Below are 17,123 nucleotides of genomic sequence, written 5' to 3'. Positions count from 1 at the left end.
GTCGATTGACGGCTTTCTTTATTTTTAAAACTTATACCGTGCGACCATACTGCCCCGATTGGAGGTTTTTGTTCCAGAAAAACCAGTTTCAATCTCGATGATATCCTTATTGATCAATGGGATTTGGTAGCCGGCAAACAAAGAACGATATAAAGCAGGCTTGAAATCAGGACCTATCCTTTGTCCATCTGCTTTTTGTAGGGTGCTGCCTTCATAAGCTAACCCTAAAGATCCGGCAATATATAGGTTCTTCGAAAGATAATATCGAATTCCTCCATTCAGGGAAAAAACCTCATGTTTCCAGATTTCAGGCATCGTTAAAAGAACATTTTTGGATATACCCCGAACGGTGACCTCATAATTTAAGGTTGAAAAGAAACTTATTTTATTTAAAGGTCGGTATTCATAGATCATTCCTACTCCATAGGAAGCACCATGATGGGAAAAATCATAACCCAGCATCGGACCTATTCCGATTGAATGAGTTTTTGCAGGTAAAGAGTCTTGGGCGTAACTGATATTCAGGACGCAGCAGAGAATCTGTGTTGAAAATAACGGATAGTTCATATGAAAATAAATTATATTACAACGATAAATATTTCTATACAGTAAAATTATTCCAAAGTAATTGAAAAAGAAATTTCTTTAACGTTTTTAACATAATAACTTGTTTATTATTAAAAAGTTAGCATTTTTTAACAGTTGGTTTGTATGAAAGCAATTAGATATTTTTAGCTCAATTAAAAGTTTGTTGTACGCTTATTTTTATTTATAATGATAATTTATTGATTTTTTTAGGTAAGCGATATATAATCTATCTCATTTTTATATATTTTTGCTTTCTGAAATTATAAGTCTTTAGTTATAAGATATTTCATAAGCAGTTTGAAAAATCAAAAAAGCCGTTCACTAATTATTTAATAGGCCTTACTCATTCAAAGTTATATCCTACTCATTGCCATTTAAATTATTGCCATTAAGCATTAGATTTAATTCAAAATGAATCAATATTGGTTAATTACTGATTTTGATTTTAGACGTTTCGCTAACTTTTAATACGCATCCGATGAATCTAACACAGGATACACAATCAAGCCAATATTACGATTTCAACGGTCATATTATTGATATGGTTGGCCAGATTCTGCAGCAGAAATTCCTAAAGGTGGAAATAGGTGATTTTGATGTAGGAAACTTAGTTGTTGAGAATCATAAAGAGCCAACGAATTCCTTCTTTTATAAATGTAGAACGGATGGCATGAATCATGCTAACCCAGAAACTGAACAGATCTGGTTAGCTTATTTTGATTTCTTCTTTCCTCCTGAAGATATTGTCCCTTTAATGCCGGAGCTTTTCCATGCTATCCGGCAAAAAGAATTGAATAAGGTCTATTTCTTTTTTCAGCGTGCAAGGCCACAGCAGATTGGCGATTATAAATGGCATTTTGCTACCAGTAAATTATTTGCCCTTGGTGATGAAAGCCAGCCTGGGATATTATTTCGATATGCTTTTGAGTTGAATAAGGCAGAGAATAAACCACTTTCCTTAAATGATGAATCCTATTTCCAAAAGTATTGTAACCGTGTGATGTTGCTGAGCAAACGTGAAAAGGAAGTCATCAAGTTGATTGTTGAAGGTAAGTCTAGCCAGGATATCTCGGAGTTGTTGTTTATTTCCATCCATACCGTGAACAACCATCGAAAGAATATTACCAACAAATTGGAGATTAATAATCTATGTCATCTGACCAAGTTTGCGATATTGTTCAATATGGTTTAGGGCAGTCCTGACGGAGGAAGGATCTGGGAATAATACAACCCTTATTTTCGGAATAATTCCATTGGCGGACTTTCCTGCACCTTCGGTTAGCACCCTGGGGTCATCCTGAGAATAAAAAAATTGGGCTAAATTTATCGGAAGGTAATGACAGCATGTTGGCAATAAAAATAAATTAGCACTTTTATTTATTAAATATAGAACCCCCTTTGGGGTTCCATTATTTTAGCTGGCATGGCACGCTAGCCTGGAAGTCGCGCAAAAACGATGTTCGATTAATCGAACATCGTTTTTGCATTAACCCAATATAGTTTACATCCATGCTAAAATAATTTATCCCCGCAGGGGATATATAGCGGATAAAAAATATTCTTCAGATAAATAAATATGAGCTTGAATGGCTAGAAACACAGATTTAACAAACTTGTAATTGGTACGGAGGAAGGATCTCGGATTATTACATACCTAATTCTGGGAATAATTGCATTGGCGTACAGGTCCTCCATCTTCGATGGAGAATGACAAGGTCATGAGGGGGAGAATCGTACAGATTCCTCACTCATCGTTCAGAATCAAAATGCGCTAAAGAGGGATTCAGAGTGAAACGAAGAATCTATTTTTTGTTTTTTTTTTAGCAAAATTGTGTCATTGCGAATCGTAAGATGAGCAAACTATTTTCTTTCTTCAGGAAGATTTATTGAAAAATATTTCAACCCTGCTTGAGGTTCATTAAATGATAAATTTAATTTCGAAAGCTCGCATTTCTCCGAGATGTTTCGTTCCTCAACATGACACCAAAAAACCTAATTTAATGACATTTCACCTCTGCTGGGGTTAGCCATTATTACCAATCTTCCATCTACACATATTTCATCCCCGCTAGTTTTTTTTAAAATGAGGCATGGATTGTTCCAAGACGCTTCGGGGAAACCTCAAGTTGACATTTAGAAAATAAAGGAATGACACCTGCCTTCAATGAAATGACTATTGCTAGCTATTGATGTGGAAAGGTTTTATGCAGAAATTTATTCAAGAATTACAGTATCTAGGAACAAGCACTCTAGCTTCCATCAATAACCAATCATCATGATAGATCAAGCCCTTATATTGTTTAAGACTGAACTGCTGGCTTATTTAAGTTCTAAAGGAGATAATGCGGCCGGAGTCATCATCGATAATATTGGTTTGTCTGAAACTTCTGCTGGCAATGGTTTGCCCGATAATATTGTAATCAGTCTGGTCAATATTGAGGAGGAGAATACCCTGAAGAATCAATCGCCGTTGCGACGGATGCCAGATGGTTCAGCCTATTATGAAAATCCTGCTATCTATATCAATCTTTATGTATTGATTACATGCAATTATGCTGGAGACGGTTATTTATTGGCCCTGAAAAGGCTATCCATGGTGATCCGTTTTCTGCAAAGTAAAAGCAGTTTTTCATCATCCAATCCTGTAAATATTAATCCAATTGATCCTGACAAAACTGAACCCTTCCATTTTAATATGGAGCTCTTCACCTTATCTTTTGAACAGATCAATTACCTATGGGGATCCTTGGGGGGTAGGCAAGTGCCATTCGCGATGTATAAGCTCCGGTTGATAAGCCTGTCTGAACATGTGAAAGTAAGGAATGCTCCTTTAATTGAAGAAATCGAAACTAAGCTCAGTAAAATAAATTGACGCCATGAGAACGCTGTACAAACCGTTATTTGAGGTAAAACTCCTCCACGAATTCTATCTGACCGATAGAACGGGAAATAACGTTTTTGATTTGAGCGCACAAGCAGATCGACTTGATTTTCTCTTTCAGAAATATGAATCTTTTGCAGAAGAGATCAATAATGATCTGTCCTATGAAGTTTCGGAAAGCTGTCAGGAAATGTTCAAGAACTATGGTTTAAAGTTAATACCAAGTTATTCTGGATTAAAGGTTTTGATAGAAGTTAAACTCAAGAAATTAGCAAGTGGAGTGAGTACTTTTGAACCTATACATAAGTTAGAGGATGACCTTCATATTCCAATCTTGATCAAGAGAAAAACCTCAAGATTTGATTCAATTAGCAATCAAAAAGTAGAACGAAATATCAATTCCACTTATTTATTCTGCAATGATTCCTCCTTATCTGGCTCCCGAAACTTTCCATATCTACATACTGAAGTGGCCAATCATGATGCCGCTATTGAATATGAGCAAGGGGAATTGGCAAAGTTTGGTCCTAATGATATAAGGGCATTTTATGTAGATACGGCCAATAACAAGCAGTGGCTAAGTAAAGCTGGAAAGTCATTTGCCAATGAAAATGATCGGTTATTATGCGGGGCTAACTTTAGTTATTTCTTCGTAAATGCCAATAATATCAGCAAAGCAGATTTTATACTCAAGGATCATTTGGGGAATATTATCCAAGAACTACATTTTAAAGCTTCCAATCCATTTGCAAAGGTTCATTTAGCTTTTGATCCTAAACTATTGAAGATGCTACCAGAGGAAAAGATTAGCAATGAGTTGCTCTATAATCTGGAAGTTAGTGGAACGGGCTCTTTTGCTAAATCCCATAAAGTTGTTTTTTACTCCGATAAGCAAGAGTTAAGTAGCAGCATTGGGGTGATTCTCATTAAAGTAAAAGGGAATATAAGTGGCTATAAGCTATTTGATGCATCAGGTAAACTGATTACCCGAAAAAATCAATTTAATGTCACTGATCCAGCAGCACCGGTATTTGAAATTAATATCTCCAGCAAGGCTTCATTTTGGAGGTATATCAATAACAGAAATCGTGCTTTACAGAATGGTCTTTATTCTGACCTTTTGCAAACCATTGATGCCGTGTTAATTGCTAAAGAACCGCGACCATTGACCGCTAACACTACTTTATTTAGGTTACCGGATAGTAGTTTATTTTATCTTCCTAATCCTACAGGGACTCAGGAAATCCATATTGAGAATAAAAAGATATACAGTGATATAATGGTTCCAGAATCAGATTTATTTCCACTGGCACCTTGACCATAATTAAAAGAATAATAAATCAAAATCTATTGTTATGCAAGAATATAAAACCCCCGGAGTGTATATAGAGGAGATTCCACATCTTCCACCTTCGATTGCTTCGGTAGAAACGGCTATTCCAGCATTTATTGGATATACTGAAATAGCAAAATGGAAAGAAACAGATGATCTTAGGAATAAACCCTGGCGGATTGAGTCCATGCTTCAGTATGAACAATATTTTGGATATCCAGATCCGGAGAAGGAAAGCTTATCTGTTGTCTTTGGACCTAATGCAGATGTCAATGGGAAGATCGATGATACAAAAAGATCTAAATTCCTGATGCATTATAGTATGCAGCTATTTTTTGCGAATGGTGGAGGTCCATGCTGGATCTGTTCTGTAGGAAACTATGTAGACAGTGGAGGTTCTATTGTTGCCAGTAATCTGACGGATGGGCTGAAAGAGATTGCAAAGATCAATGAGGTGACCTTGTTGGTTTTTCCGGACTCGACCAATTTGAGTACAGCCTCTGATTATTACAATGTGCATACAGAGGCTATCAACCAATGTGTAGAGTTACAGGACCGTTTTACCGTTTTGGATGTCTATCATGATCCGGCTAATCTGACACAGTGGAGTCTAGATATCGATTTATTGAGAAGTATACTCTCTGGAACGACAGAATTCTATAAATATGCGGCAGTATATTTTCCAAAATTGTTTACTGGAGTTGATTATAACTATAAGGTAGCTGGGGATCCAAGTAAGGATAACGATGAACTGGTCAGCATTACCGGAGTGGCCGGAGCTAGCACCCTTAAAGAATTACTGGCTATCAATAATGAGAAATACTTTCAGGCAAAGAGTGCCATAACCAATATTCAGATGCTTATGCCAGTTTCTGCTGCCATGGTGGGGGTATATGCTCAGGTTGATAATGCAAGGGGAGTCTGGAAAGCACCTGCAAATGTCAATGTTGCCAATGCGATCCGGCCAGAATTCCTGATCAATCAAAAGGAACAGATGAACCTTAATGTAGATACGACCGCTGGTAAATCCATTAATGTTATCCGCTCATTTCCTGGAAGAGGTCCTGCCATTGTTTGGGGAGCTCGCACATTAGCGGGAAATGATAATGAATGGCGTTATGTTCCAGTGCGGCGATTCTTTTCCATGGTGGAGGAATCTGTTAAAAATGCTACTGAGCAATTTGTATTTGAACCCAATGATCGCAATACCTGGGTGCGGGTTAAATCGATGATCGAGAATTACCTGACTCAGCAATGGAAAGCTGGTGCATTAATGGGCGCATCGACCAAAGAAGCATTCTTTGTTCATATCGGGCTTGGGGAAACCATGACGGAATTGGATATCTGGGAAGGCAGGATGATCGTAGAGATCGGTATGGCGGTTGTTCGTCCGGCCGAATTTATTATCCTTCGTTTCATGCATAAAATGCTGGCAGAGTCCTAAGCCAAGTTTATTGTAAATTTTAAAAAACCATTGTTATGACCATTGAAAGCTCAAATATGCGAAACCCGAAAAACGGGAATTGTAATGGTAATGAGGCAAAGACAATAACTCAGAAAAATCTCCATCAGATAAAGGAAGATTACTGCAATAGACTGAAAGGGAAGTTAGGTGAGTTGAGTGAAAGTGAGGTCACCAGTGATGGGACCCTGATGATGTACGAAAAGAAGAAATGTGTTTTTGTCAAAACAGAAAAGAATTACCAAATGCTCCGAAACCTGGAATTGAAGGTCGGGGTAGAATTGATACAGTCATCGGAAGAAATAAAAAAGAATGTTGCGGCAAGCATCAGCCAGAATGATGCATTGGTGGCAGGGTTGAAAGCGGTGTTGATGACGGCCAAGAATGCAAAGGTTGCTTTCGGAAATCTTCGGGAATCGGCAGCAAAATTGGATGCTGCTATGAATGATAGTTGTAATTCTGGGCAACTAAAGATTTTGGGATGCTCAAATGATAACTGTAATGATGCTGAAAAACGAAATGAATCGGATAATCGGCCAAATGAATGCCAAGATGCCTGTCGGATTTTGAACAAACTGGTTGAAAGACCGGTTGACCTGAGCCTAGAAATTGATATTATCTGCAATTCAGTGGCTGATATCATTGGTATACAGTCCTTTTCAAATATTAAATCCTTAGAGAAATTCCAACAGGATTTTGCTGGCAATGCCAAAACTTTTGATGATCTAATCCAAGCGCAGATCAATACGGCGACCGCGGGATTAAAGAAATCTCAAGATGATCTGACATTGGCGATTAAATCCCATACGCAATCCAGTTATACCCTTTATGGTAAACGCAATGAATTGGAAACCTTGGTTGAAGTCAAGGATTATCTATGCTGCCATAAATGCAGTTGCATCGGCGACTGTGGTTGCAATGAAGGGAATAATGAGGAGAATAACAGATTCAAGAAGTGTAAATGTGATATCTGCGACATCTGTAGGGAGGTCACTGAAATCTATTGCATCCGTGATAATGAAGGTGGCTCAAGCTGTGATTGATTGAGGAAACATTTTCAATATGGTAAATTTTAAAATAGACAATTATGTTAAGCTATAATGAAATAAGCAATTCTGAGCGGGATATTTTTGATTGCTGCGATCAAAAACCAAACGGTAATGAGCCAGGAGGAGATTGTTGCTATGATGCATGGATGGGTGATCTGGTCCAAGTAACCTCAGATTGGAAGGCAGCAAATGCCTACGCCAGCAATAAGGAACTGGAATATAACCTGAGCATTGAGGAAAGAGATCGACTCAAGGCATGGTTTGCTGACTGGGAAGCTACAGATGAAAATGCAGATGCCCTGTGTCGCCAACTGGAACTATTTATCCTCTTGCTACAAAAGGTCTGCATCGTTACGGACAAAACCAATAAAGCCATAGAGATCTTATTCTGTATGGTCGAGGATCTTTATATCCGTGTGGATAGATTGAAGTCAAACTATGACAAGTTAATCCTATGTATCAATTGCTTGAAACGACCAGAGTTGGCACCAGGAATTGGGATCATGAAAGTCCTTGAAGACTATGGCCAGAAATTAGATGCTGTGATCTTAACCCGAGACATCATGATTCCACAGGTTGTTGCCGTAGTAGAATTAGCCTACGGTCTGCACATCAATATCTGTGAAGAGTATGGTCTGAAAAGGACCATTCAATATTGGAAGGATAAATTCCATTGTAACCAATCGGGTACCGAAAGTACAGCTTATGCAGAGCAGGCCAAAATTGAAAGCAGTTCTGATTCCCATGAATGCTGTTGTATAGAGCCACATATCCACCTGCCGATCGATTCTGATGAATATTACCATCAATTGGAATCAGACTATAATCAGACCAAGCAGCGTGTTGATGTGCTGAAAAAGGAATTGGATTCCGCAAAAGAGAAAAGGGATGCACTTTTTGCATGCAAGCAAAGTCTTGAGAATGCAATCAATGAGGTGAATCCTGCAAATAAGTGTAAATAATCAATAAATCATTTGTTATGTCAAACGATCCTAAAAAAAACTACCCACTACCGAAGTTCCATTTTCAATTGGATTGGGGTGGTACTAGAATTGGTTTTACAGAAGTTAGTGGACTTGACTTTGAAACTGAGGTTATTGAATACCGTGAAGGCAGTAGCCCTACCTATAACAAGACAAAACAGCCTGGATTGACCAAATACCCGAATGTGACGCTGAAACGCGGTACTTTCTTTGGGGATTTTGAATACTTTGAACAGTGGAAAAAGACCATGATGTTCCAGGAAGGCAAGGAGAAATTTAGGAGGGATGTTACCATTCGATTACTGGATGAAGAACATCAACCGATTATCTCCTGGACACTCTCTAGAGCTTGGCCTTCAAAGGTACAATCCACTAATTTGAAAGCCGATGCCAACGAAGTGGCCATTGAAACCATGGAATTGGTGCATGAGGGTTTATCCATTGTAGAAGCTAAAAAATAAGTTATAAGCCATGGCTGACAATTTATATCAAACGGTCAATTTTCATTTTTCAGTGAATTTTACATTGAAAGGGAATAAGGCTGTGGATATTAAATTCCAGTCTGTAACTGGTTTGGACTCTTCGATTGATATTGAGACCATAAAGGAAGGTGGTGAAAACAGGTTTGAGCATGTTGTCCCTGGACGGCATAAATATGGTCCCTTGGTACTAAAAAGGGGATTGATTTCACCAGGTTCATCAGCGATTACGGATTGGTTGAAAAAGGCTTTCGACGACCAGGTTTATGAAACCTTGGAAACCGTGGTCATCAATCTATTGGATGAGGAACATCAATCCATTATGCATTGGAAAATTAACAATGTATGGCCAAGGAGCTGGAAACTTTCAGAACTGAATGCCGGGAGGGCGGAAGTACTGATCGAGACGCTAGAGCTGAATTATAACCGATTAATTTTTCAAAAATCATAGTTATGCCAGTTGAAGTTAGGGAGTTGGTCATTAAGGCGACGGTTGTTCAGGATCTTGCTTCCCCTGAAGGAAATGGAGGTTCTCAGGATAATGGTGTCACTGCTTCAGAGGAGCTGATCAAGATTTGCGTAGATAAAGTTTTGGATATTATTAAGGACAAAAATGAGCGCTAATTATAGTTCGGGGAAATTGGAGAAACTGTTGATCTATTCTTTTACAGATAGGCAGTTTCAGGTTAAGGGTGTGGAGCAAACCAATAAGCCAGCATTCGTAGCCCCGATCAATCCTGAGGCTTTTTCAAAGAACTTTAAAATTGAACACGATGTACAAAGACCCCACGGGTCTGGCTCTTCAGAAGTGAAATTTAAATCTACTGCGCCAGAGGAACTGAAGCTTGATTTTATTTTGGATGGTACCGGAACCATGGAAGGCTATTGGGAGGAATACAAAACCAAACCCGTCAATGAGCAATTGAAAATCTTCATGGACTGTGCCTATAATTACCAAGGTGACATCCACCGCCCCAATTTCTTGTTGATTATCTGGGGTTCAGAGATTCGATTCCGCTGTGTATTAGCAAATCTGGATGTGAATTTTACCTTATTTAAGCCTGATGGTACACCATTGCGGGCAAGGTTATCCGCAACTTTTCTGGATTACCAGTCTCGCGAACAGCGCATGGCAGAGGACAATCCCTCATCTCCAGATTTGACCCATCACCGAGTAATCAAACAAGGTGATCGATTGGATCTGATGACCTATGGTATTTACAATGATCCGAAGTACTTTTTACAGGTTGCGAAAGCTAATGGTTTGACCTCAATAAGAAGGTTACAACCAGGAAATGATATTTATTTTCCTCCTTTTAATAAAAACGAAAACTAATGGAAGAGCTCATCATACCGAATCCGTCCCAACATGATACTATTTCGTATGAAATATCATTGGGTGGGTCTAAAATGGATTCTTCTTACGAAATACTCAGTATATCCATTGATAAGGAAGTCAATCGGATACCCACTGCAAAGATTTTGTTAAAAGATGGGGATGCCGCATTAGGCAGTTTTGAAATCAGCAACAAGGAGGATTTTTTACCCGGCAGAGCGATTGAAATCAAGTTGGGTTTTGATAGCGACAATAAACAAGCATTTAAAGGCATCATAACGAAACAACAGGTAAAGGTTAAAGAAAATGGAGATACGCAATTGCAGATCGAATGTAAAGATGCCGCAATGCGAATGACCTTGGGAAGGAAAAGCAAATATTATCTAGACCAAAAAGACAGTGAAGTAATGGATAGCATCATCAGTGCTTATGCAGATTTAAAGAGTGATGTTGAAGCTACTCCCTTGAAACATAAAGAACTGATTCAGCATCACCTCAGTGATTGGGATTTTATTGCTTTGCGTGCCGAGGCCAATGGACAATTACTGTTTGTGAATGATGCTGAGTTGAAAATAGAATCTCCCAAAACAGATACTGATCCTGTATTACAGGTTACCTATGGATCCTCAATAATGGAGTTTGAAGCGGAGATGGACCTTCGCAGTCAATGGTCAAAAGTAGAGGCTCATTCCTGGGATTATAAAAACCAAGGATTGTTTACCGCAGAGGTTGATGAAGTTTCAGGATTTACGCAATTGGGAAATGTGAACAGTTCTGATCTTGCTTCTGCCAATAAATTGGAAAAGTTCTTACTCCATCATAGCGGTAACCTTTTGGAACAAGAACTAAAGGCTTGGGCAGAAGGGACAATGCTGCGCAGTAGATTAGCGAAAATCAGGGGCAGGGCAAGATTTACAGGTTTTGCTGAAATAAAACCTGGGGATATGGTGAAGATCGCCGGTGTCGGTGACCGATTTAACGGCAAGGCCTTTGTGACCGCGGTAAGACAAGAAGTAGGTGATGGTACTTGGTATACCAATATTCAATTTGGTTTAGATCCTGCAAGGTATTCTTCTTTATATCAAGATATTGATGATTTTCCTGCTGCTGGCCTGTTAGGTTCAATTCAAGGGCTACAGATAGGGAAGGTCCTGCAGTTGGAAAATGATCCAGATGGTGAAGACCGAATCTTGGTCAAGATTCCAATCATAGAAAACAATTCAAATGGCACTTGGGTTCGGGTGGCAAGCTTGGATGCAGGAAGTGATCGTGGTACTTTTTTTAGACCAGAAATTGACGATGAGATTATCGTAGGTTTCATCAATAACGATCCAAGGCATGCCATCATGTTAGGCATGTTGAACAGTAGTGCAAAACCAGCTCCACTTAAAGGAGCTGATGCCAATGATGAAAAAGGAATTTTCACCAGAAGCAATATGCGTGTGCATTTCAATGATGCCACCAAGACAATCAACATAGATACACCAGCTGGGAATAGTATAATCCTTGATGAAGACGGCAAGAAAATAGAAATCAAGGATCAAAACAGCAATAAAATAACGATGGATAGCAATGGGATCATAATGGAAAGTCCAAAAAACATCGAAATAAAAGCTGGTGCTGAACTGAAGATCAGCGCCGGCACCAAAATGGAAATTATAGGAAAAACCATGACCCTGAAATCAGATACCAATGTGAATATCAATTCAGCAATGACAAAGATTAATTCAGATGGAGTAACCGAAATCAAAGGGTCTTTGGTAAAGATAAATTAGAAATATAGAACTGGTTATGGCTTCAGCAGCAAGAATAAACGATTTGCATACCTGTCCCATGGTGAATCCTGGGCCAGTGCCGCACGTTGGTGGTCCAATTATAGGTCCAGGCGTACCAACGGTCCTCATTGGAGGCGTTCCTGCTGCTGTTGTTGGTGATTTGTTAGTCTGTACTGGTCCGCCAGACAGTATTGTTCAAGGTTCCATGACCGTCATGATCGGTGGAAAACCTGCAGCAAGACAAGGTGACATGACTGCACATGGTGGCACCATTGTAATGGGATTTACAACAGTTCAGATAGGAGGATAAAAATAAAGGACATGGAAAATTCTTTCAATTCATTTTTAGGAACAGGCTGGTCTTTCCCGCCTGAATTCAATAAGGTTTCCAATTCGGTGGAATTGGTTTCCGGAATTGAGGATATCGATCAAAGCTTGAATATTCTATTGTCAACAGCTCTGGGCGAAAGGGTCATGCAACCTAAATATGGCTGTGACCTGACTGACTATGTCTTTGAATCGCTGAACAGTTCAGTGATTGGCTACCTAAAGGATAGGGTGACCAATGCCATCCTGTTCTATGAACCGAGGATCCGAGTGGAACAGATAGAAATAACAAGTAGTGATTCCATGGAACTTATTGAGGGTCGCTTTACGATCAGCATTCAGTATTTCGTTCCAGGAACTAACTCCAGGTTTAACTATGTCTATGATTACTATTTAAATGAAGCATTAAAATCAATTTAAGTTGGATATTCCTAAAAGTCAGAAGTCATGCAATGTAAAGAGCTTATACATCCATTTCAAAACGATCCAGGTGTCAGCCAAAGGCAGCGGGTTATGGATGATCTGTTGGGGGCGAATGCCCAAATCGATGCAAGGAGCTTAGCAGACCTGTTGGATTATTTTGAAAAACTCTCTAGACATATCAACTATTATGATGCTGACCTCAATGTATCGGATTGGCAATCCTTTTTTCAGAACAGTTTGCCTTTTACCATTACATCCATTTTAAAATATGATGCCGACACAATAAGGGAAAAGCTTGCTTTCTATAACTTGCTTTTTGAAAAAACACCTTCAAAATCCAGCCTTCAATTGATCGTAAACTATGTTTTTCGATCTATTATCTACAAAATCTATTTCTGGAACTCTAAGCTCGAAGGCTCCGATTTGCCTGTAATGTTGTCATTGGATAAAATCATAAAAGATAAACTAGCTGACAGCTTGAAGGTCTTTATAGTTCAGGTCAATTCAGCAGTTAAGTTTTTTGGGACCAAGCCGATAAACCTTATGTGTTTCCTGGAATCGGATGAATGGAATTTAGACTTAACAGATTTATATGCTGTAAAAACCACCCAATCCATACAGGCTTCTGGAAAGAGTAAAAGATTGAGGATGATTGCCCTGAAGAATGAAATTCTTGCTATCGGCGAATCTTTTATTACTGTCATCGATTCTCTTCATGCATCAGCTGAAACTAGCCTAGAGCCCAGTTTCCTTTCGTTAAATGATGAATTCAAAGAGAAATTGAGTCCACATTTGGCCTTATTGTTCTCTTTTTTGAGGCTTTTCAGATATCTGCAACAGGATTTAAATTCCTTTACGAAAAAACACCTTGATTTCTTTTATAAAGAAGTCTTGTTGCTGCGTGCAAAACCTGCTATTCCTGATCAAGTGCATCTGGTTTTTGAAATACAAAAGCATATTCAAAAGTATCTTTTGAAGGAAGGAATCATAGTTAAGGATAGCAAGGATGCCAATAAGGTAGAGATCCAATTTGCTTTGGATGATCAGATTGTGGTCAATAAAGCCAAAGTTGTCGAACAACGCACGCTTTTCCTCAATAACAAAGTGCATGCAAGCAACAGTTATTTGGAAGGTGTGTATATGTCCAGCAATGCTAAAATGGCTGATGGCGTTGAAAAACCATTTGAGGATATTCAAAATTCAAGCTGGCCAACCTTAGGTTCGGCACTCAGTAAATACGTAGATCCTGAAAGCAAGTTTTTGAAACCCTATCCAAATGCAAGGTTAGGTTTTGTTCTTGCCTCCCCCGTTCTCTTTTTGAGTGAAGGCACTCGGAAAATTGAAATTACCTTGGCCTGTAAACTGCATCAGAATGTATGTGAAAATGAAAATGATGTCTCTGCATTTTATGAACGAGTACGGACAGTCATCAATGATAAATTCTACCCGATCAACCGTGATCTCATAGCACAAGCTGTCAAAAAAGGGATCAGTAAGTCACTTAAGGAAAAGCTTGAGGCGGTATTATGGAAAGACAGCCCCATTGGGAAGCAGATTTCCAGTTATTATCCATTAGAAGAGGCTTTATTTGAGAAAACCATTACCGATTTAGAATATAGAGAACTTATTTCTTCAACAGAGGAAATTGCTGTTCTAAAAGATATTTTTAAACCGATCAAAGCATTCAATATCGCATTGACTGGAAAGAAAGGCTGGTTAGTTCCCGACCAAGGGGTTGAAATAGCCATGTCTAACCTTAGTGGTTCCAGTTCTTTTGAAATCAACATTTCCTTGGCAATGAGTCCGGATCAAGAGGGAATAGTGAACTATGATGAGGAACTGTTCCAAGAAGGTTTTGATACCGCATTACCACTGATGAAAATCAACCTTGATGATCGGGTGAAAATAGAGCAAGATGTTAAGTGGACAAGTCGAGAATCCTGTTGCGAAAGAAAAGCTGAAGATGAAATCCAGTTAGTTTCCCTGTATCAATTTTTCCGGAGCGTTAAGATTTCTAATACAAAAGGTACTAAGATCAAGGTCAATGTATGTGGCCTTAAGAATTTTGTGGTTCAGAATAGCGAGAGTTTGCAGAACATCAATAGTCCGATCTATCCCTTTGGTACTCGCCCTGAGATTATTGATTTTGATATAAAGAACCCGCCAAACCTTAATAATCCGACCAACTTAAATTTGTTGGGTCCAGATTTCTTTATTGGAAGTCAAGAGGTATTTACCAAGAAATGGAACGAAATCCATATTAAGTTAGATTGGAAAGAAAAACCAACCGACTTCAGGGATTATTATAAAGGATATTTAAAAGAAGGTGGGCTATTTGGTCTTGATGAAAACAAGTTCTTGATCAATTTAGCCGTTTTAGAAAACGGCAAATGGATAAAGGAAAAATCGCATGGCTCTCCTACAACTAAGGCAGTTACCATTCAAGGGGAAACTTATAACGATAGGAAGCTATTTGAAAACAATAATAGTTCAACCTGCTCTGGAAGCAGTGAGTTCGATCAGACAATTTTTTTGAGGAGTACCTTTTTTGAACTCAATCAGAAGTTTTCAAAAAACAGTTCCCCAATAGAACAATATGAAGTCGGGACCTCTGAAGGCTTTTTAAAAATTAACCTACAGGGGCAGGATTTCTGCCATAAGGTCTATTCCTATGTTCTAGCTAGGCAGATGATGGCATTGGGCAAACTCCCCGACAGCAAATTAGAAGATGCCATTTACTATGATGGTGCCGGCAACCTAATAGTTTTCAGCACCAATGATATTTTGGAGAGCATCGAAACTGCGAAAACCGTTTCCACAAGAGTGGAGGATGATGTCAATAATCCATCTGATGGTATTAAATCTAAAATGGGAGATATTGGTGCCGGTAAAATCAATGAGGCCGAAGCCGATTCGATCCGTCGAACAGTTCTACCTCCAATGTTTGGAGAGCTTTCCAATAAGAATTTAACAGGTGATGTTTCATTTCTGAAGAACCAGATCCTACAGATCCGAAATATCATCGATAATAATGATCTCTTTCAGGCAGTTATCCCGAATGAACCTTGGACACCAATCATCAAAAAGATGGAAATTGACTACTCTGCTACGGCAAGTATGGAGGATATAGAACTCATTCATCTCTATCCTTTTCCTGGTACCTATAAGCTCGAGCAGTTAGAACATCAACCCAGCTTATTGCCGACCTTTTGTGATGAAGGAAATTTATTTCTTGCTTTCAAGGATCTGGTACCAGGCAGCAATGTGAATATACTTTTTCAAATGGCGGAGGCAACTGCCGATTCCGAATCAGAAAGAGAACCGGTTTCATGGCATTATTTGGACAACAATGAATGGAAACCGCTAAGGAATGGATTTGAAGTGTTGGAAGATGATACCGATGGTCTGACCAGTTCTGGAATCATTAAGTTTTCCATTCCTGCCAATATCAGCAATGAAAACACAGTCCTTCCGAAAGGATTGCACTGGATAAAAGCTGGAATCGCCAAAAACAGCAAATCGGTCAGTGAAACCATTGGGCTATTTACCCAAGCCATTAAGGCTACCTTTACCAATGAAGCTTTGAATGACAAGTTAAGGTTGGATAAAGGTTTGCCAGCAGGTTCGATTTCAAAGATGAAGGATGCTGATGTCGCCATCAAATCTGTTTCTCAACCTTATGATTCTTTTGCTGGAAGGGTGCCTGAGGCCGAAGGGCATTTCTATATCCGGGTATCCGAGCTCTTAAAACATAAGGGTAGGGCAATTCAAAAATTTGATTACGAGCGATTGGTCTTGGAAGCATTTCCTCAATTATATAAAGTGAAATGTGTGAACCATAGTTTCGCATTGGATGCTCATCACTATGTCAACGATATCCCGATGGCCCCTGGCTACATTATTATGGCGGTTATTCCCGATATGAATAAGTTGAAAGCTTCCCAATTGTTTGAACCTAGGGTTCCGGTAAGTCTACTTGAAAGTATCCAAGAATACCTACAGGAAAGAAGTTCCCCATTTGTCAAGGTTCGAATCATGAACCCAAGGTATGAAGGAGTCAACTTCTGTTTGAAGGTGAAACTGCTGAAAGGTATGGATGAATCTTTCTATAGAGAAAAATTGAAACAAGATCTGCGTGAATTTCTCGCTCCCTGGGCAATCGGTGAATTTGATAAACTGACCTTTGGCCAATGTATCTACGAATCTGATATCGTAGATTTCTTGGAGTCTAGGGATTATCTCGATTATATCGTGGAATTATGGATGAAACACGCCGATGAAGCAGGCTCTGTATTGGGTTCTTTCAATAAGGTTGTCTGTCCAATCAGCCCGAGGTCCATCCTGATTGCTGGAAATATCGATGTCAAGATTGAACAGGCAGATTGTGAAAGATGGGCATCTCGCAAAGAGGCAGAACCATGCCGCAATCCGGCCATCCCAATTGAAAATTATTGTAATAGGAATTATGCATAGGTAAAATGCAAGAT

15 protein-coding genes are annotated in these 17,123 nt (G+C 39.0%); 14 read left to right on the top strand and 1 reads right to left on the bottom strand.

Annotated features, from left to right (window positions below):
• Window positions 1-24: 24 nt before the first annotated feature.
• Window positions 25-567 carry a hypothetical protein gene (locus tag ACWIB3_RS13225; RefSeq protein ID WP_454291837.1) on the bottom strand — a complete coding sequence of 181 codons (543 nt, stop codon included), beginning with the start codon at window positions 565-567 and terminating at the stop codon, window positions 25-27.
• A gap of 499 nt (window positions 568-1,066) precedes the next feature.
• On the opposite strand from ACWIB3_RS13225, the gene ACWIB3_RS13220 reads away from it, so the two are divergent.
• The 14 genes from ACWIB3_RS13220 to ACWIB3_RS13155 all read left to right on the top strand — a co-directional run bounded on the left by ACWIB3_RS13220 (window position 1,067) and on the right by ACWIB3_RS13155 (window position 17,109).
• Window positions 1,067-1,780 (top strand): response regulator transcription factor, encoded by a 714-nt coding sequence (locus ACWIB3_RS13220; RefSeq protein WP_214648416.1) that lies wholly within the window; start codon window positions 1,067-1,069, stop codon window positions 1,778-1,780.
• Between the two features lie 1,083 nt (window positions 1,781-2,863).
• The gene (locus tag ACWIB3_RS13215; protein ID WP_454291836.1) at window positions 2,864-3,460 is read left to right on the top strand and encodes a DUF4255 domain-containing protein; all 597 of its coding nucleotides are present in this window, start codon (window positions 2,864-2,866) and stop codon (window positions 3,458-3,460) included.
• A 4-nt stretch (window positions 3,461-3,464) separates the two neighbouring features.
• Window positions 3,465-4,787 carry a hypothetical protein gene (locus tag ACWIB3_RS13210; protein ID WP_454291835.1) on the top strand — a complete coding sequence of 441 codons (1,323 nt, stop codon included), beginning with the start codon at window positions 3,465-3,467 and terminating at the stop codon, window positions 4,785-4,787.
• A gap of 37 nt (window positions 4,788-4,824) precedes the next feature.
• On the top strand, window positions 4,825-6,246 hold the full coding sequence (locus tag ACWIB3_RS13205; RefSeq protein WP_185216556.1) for a phage tail sheath family protein: 1,422 nt from the start codon (window positions 4,825-4,827) through the stop codon (window positions 6,244-6,246).
• A 35-nt stretch (window positions 6,247-6,281) separates the two neighbouring features.
• Window positions 6,282-7,307 carry a hypothetical protein gene (locus ACWIB3_RS13200; RefSeq protein WP_185216554.1) on the top strand — a complete coding sequence of 342 codons (1,026 nt, stop codon included), beginning with the start codon at window positions 6,282-6,284 and terminating at the stop codon, window positions 7,305-7,307.
• Between the two features lie 44 nt (window positions 7,308-7,351).
• Window positions 7,352-8,275, top strand: a complete 924-nt coding sequence (locus ACWIB3_RS13195) for a hypothetical protein (RefSeq protein ID WP_185216552.1) — start codon at window positions 7,352-7,354, stop codon at window positions 8,273-8,275.
• A gap of 17 nt (window positions 8,276-8,292) precedes the next feature.
• Window positions 8,293-8,757: a phage tail protein gene (locus ACWIB3_RS13190; RefSeq protein WP_093096915.1), complete on the top strand. Its 465-nt coding sequence runs from the start codon at window positions 8,293-8,295 to the stop codon at window positions 8,755-8,757.
• Between the two features lie 10 nt (window positions 8,758-8,767).
• A complete protein-coding gene (locus ACWIB3_RS13185) occupies window positions 8,768-9,226 on the top strand; it encodes a phage tail protein (RefSeq protein ID WP_454291834.1) in 459 nt (152 codons plus the stop codon).
• Window positions 9,227-9,228: 2 nt separating this feature from the next.
• The gene (locus ACWIB3_RS13180; protein WP_185212337.1) at window positions 9,229-9,399 is read left to right on the top strand and encodes a DUF5908 family protein; all 171 of its coding nucleotides are present in this window, start codon (window positions 9,229-9,231) and stop codon (window positions 9,397-9,399) included.
• Entirely contained in the window at window positions 9,389-10,111 is a 723-nt protein-coding gene (locus ACWIB3_RS13175; RefSeq protein ID WP_185212336.1) for a CIS tube protein, read from the top strand. The genes ACWIB3_RS13180 and ACWIB3_RS13175 overlap by 11 nt, the downstream gene beginning before the upstream one ends.
• Window positions 10,111-11,886 carry a type VI secretion system tip protein VgrG gene (gene vgrG, locus ACWIB3_RS13170; RefSeq protein ID WP_454291833.1) on the top strand — a complete coding sequence of 592 codons (1,776 nt, stop codon included), beginning with the start codon at window positions 10,111-10,113 and terminating at the stop codon, window positions 11,884-11,886. Before ACWIB3_RS13175 ends, vgrG begins: the two co-directional genes overlap by 1 nt.
• A 16-nt stretch (window positions 11,887-11,902) precedes the next feature.
• The gene (locus tag ACWIB3_RS13165) at window positions 11,903-12,196 is read left to right on the top strand and encodes a PAAR domain-containing protein (protein WP_185212334.1); all 294 of its coding nucleotides are present in this window, start codon (window positions 11,903-11,905) and stop codon (window positions 12,194-12,196) included.
• Between the two features lie 11 nt (window positions 12,197-12,207).
• Entirely contained in the window at window positions 12,208-12,633 is a 426-nt protein-coding gene (locus ACWIB3_RS13160) for a GPW/gp25 family protein (protein ID WP_093096902.1), read from the top strand.
• 27 nt (window positions 12,634-12,660) lie between these two features.
• Window positions 12,661-17,109 (top strand): hypothetical protein, encoded by a 4,449-nt coding sequence (locus ACWIB3_RS13155; protein WP_454291832.1) that lies wholly within the window; start codon window positions 12,661-12,663, stop codon window positions 17,107-17,109.
• The last annotated feature ends 14 nt before the right edge of the window (window positions 17,110-17,123 follow it).

The sequence above is a fragment of the Sphingobacterium sp. NPDC055431 genome, from assembly GCF_053644255.1.
The sequence above is the reverse complement of the archived record's forward strand: the minus strand, read 5'-3'. Positions and strand labels throughout refer to the sequence as shown.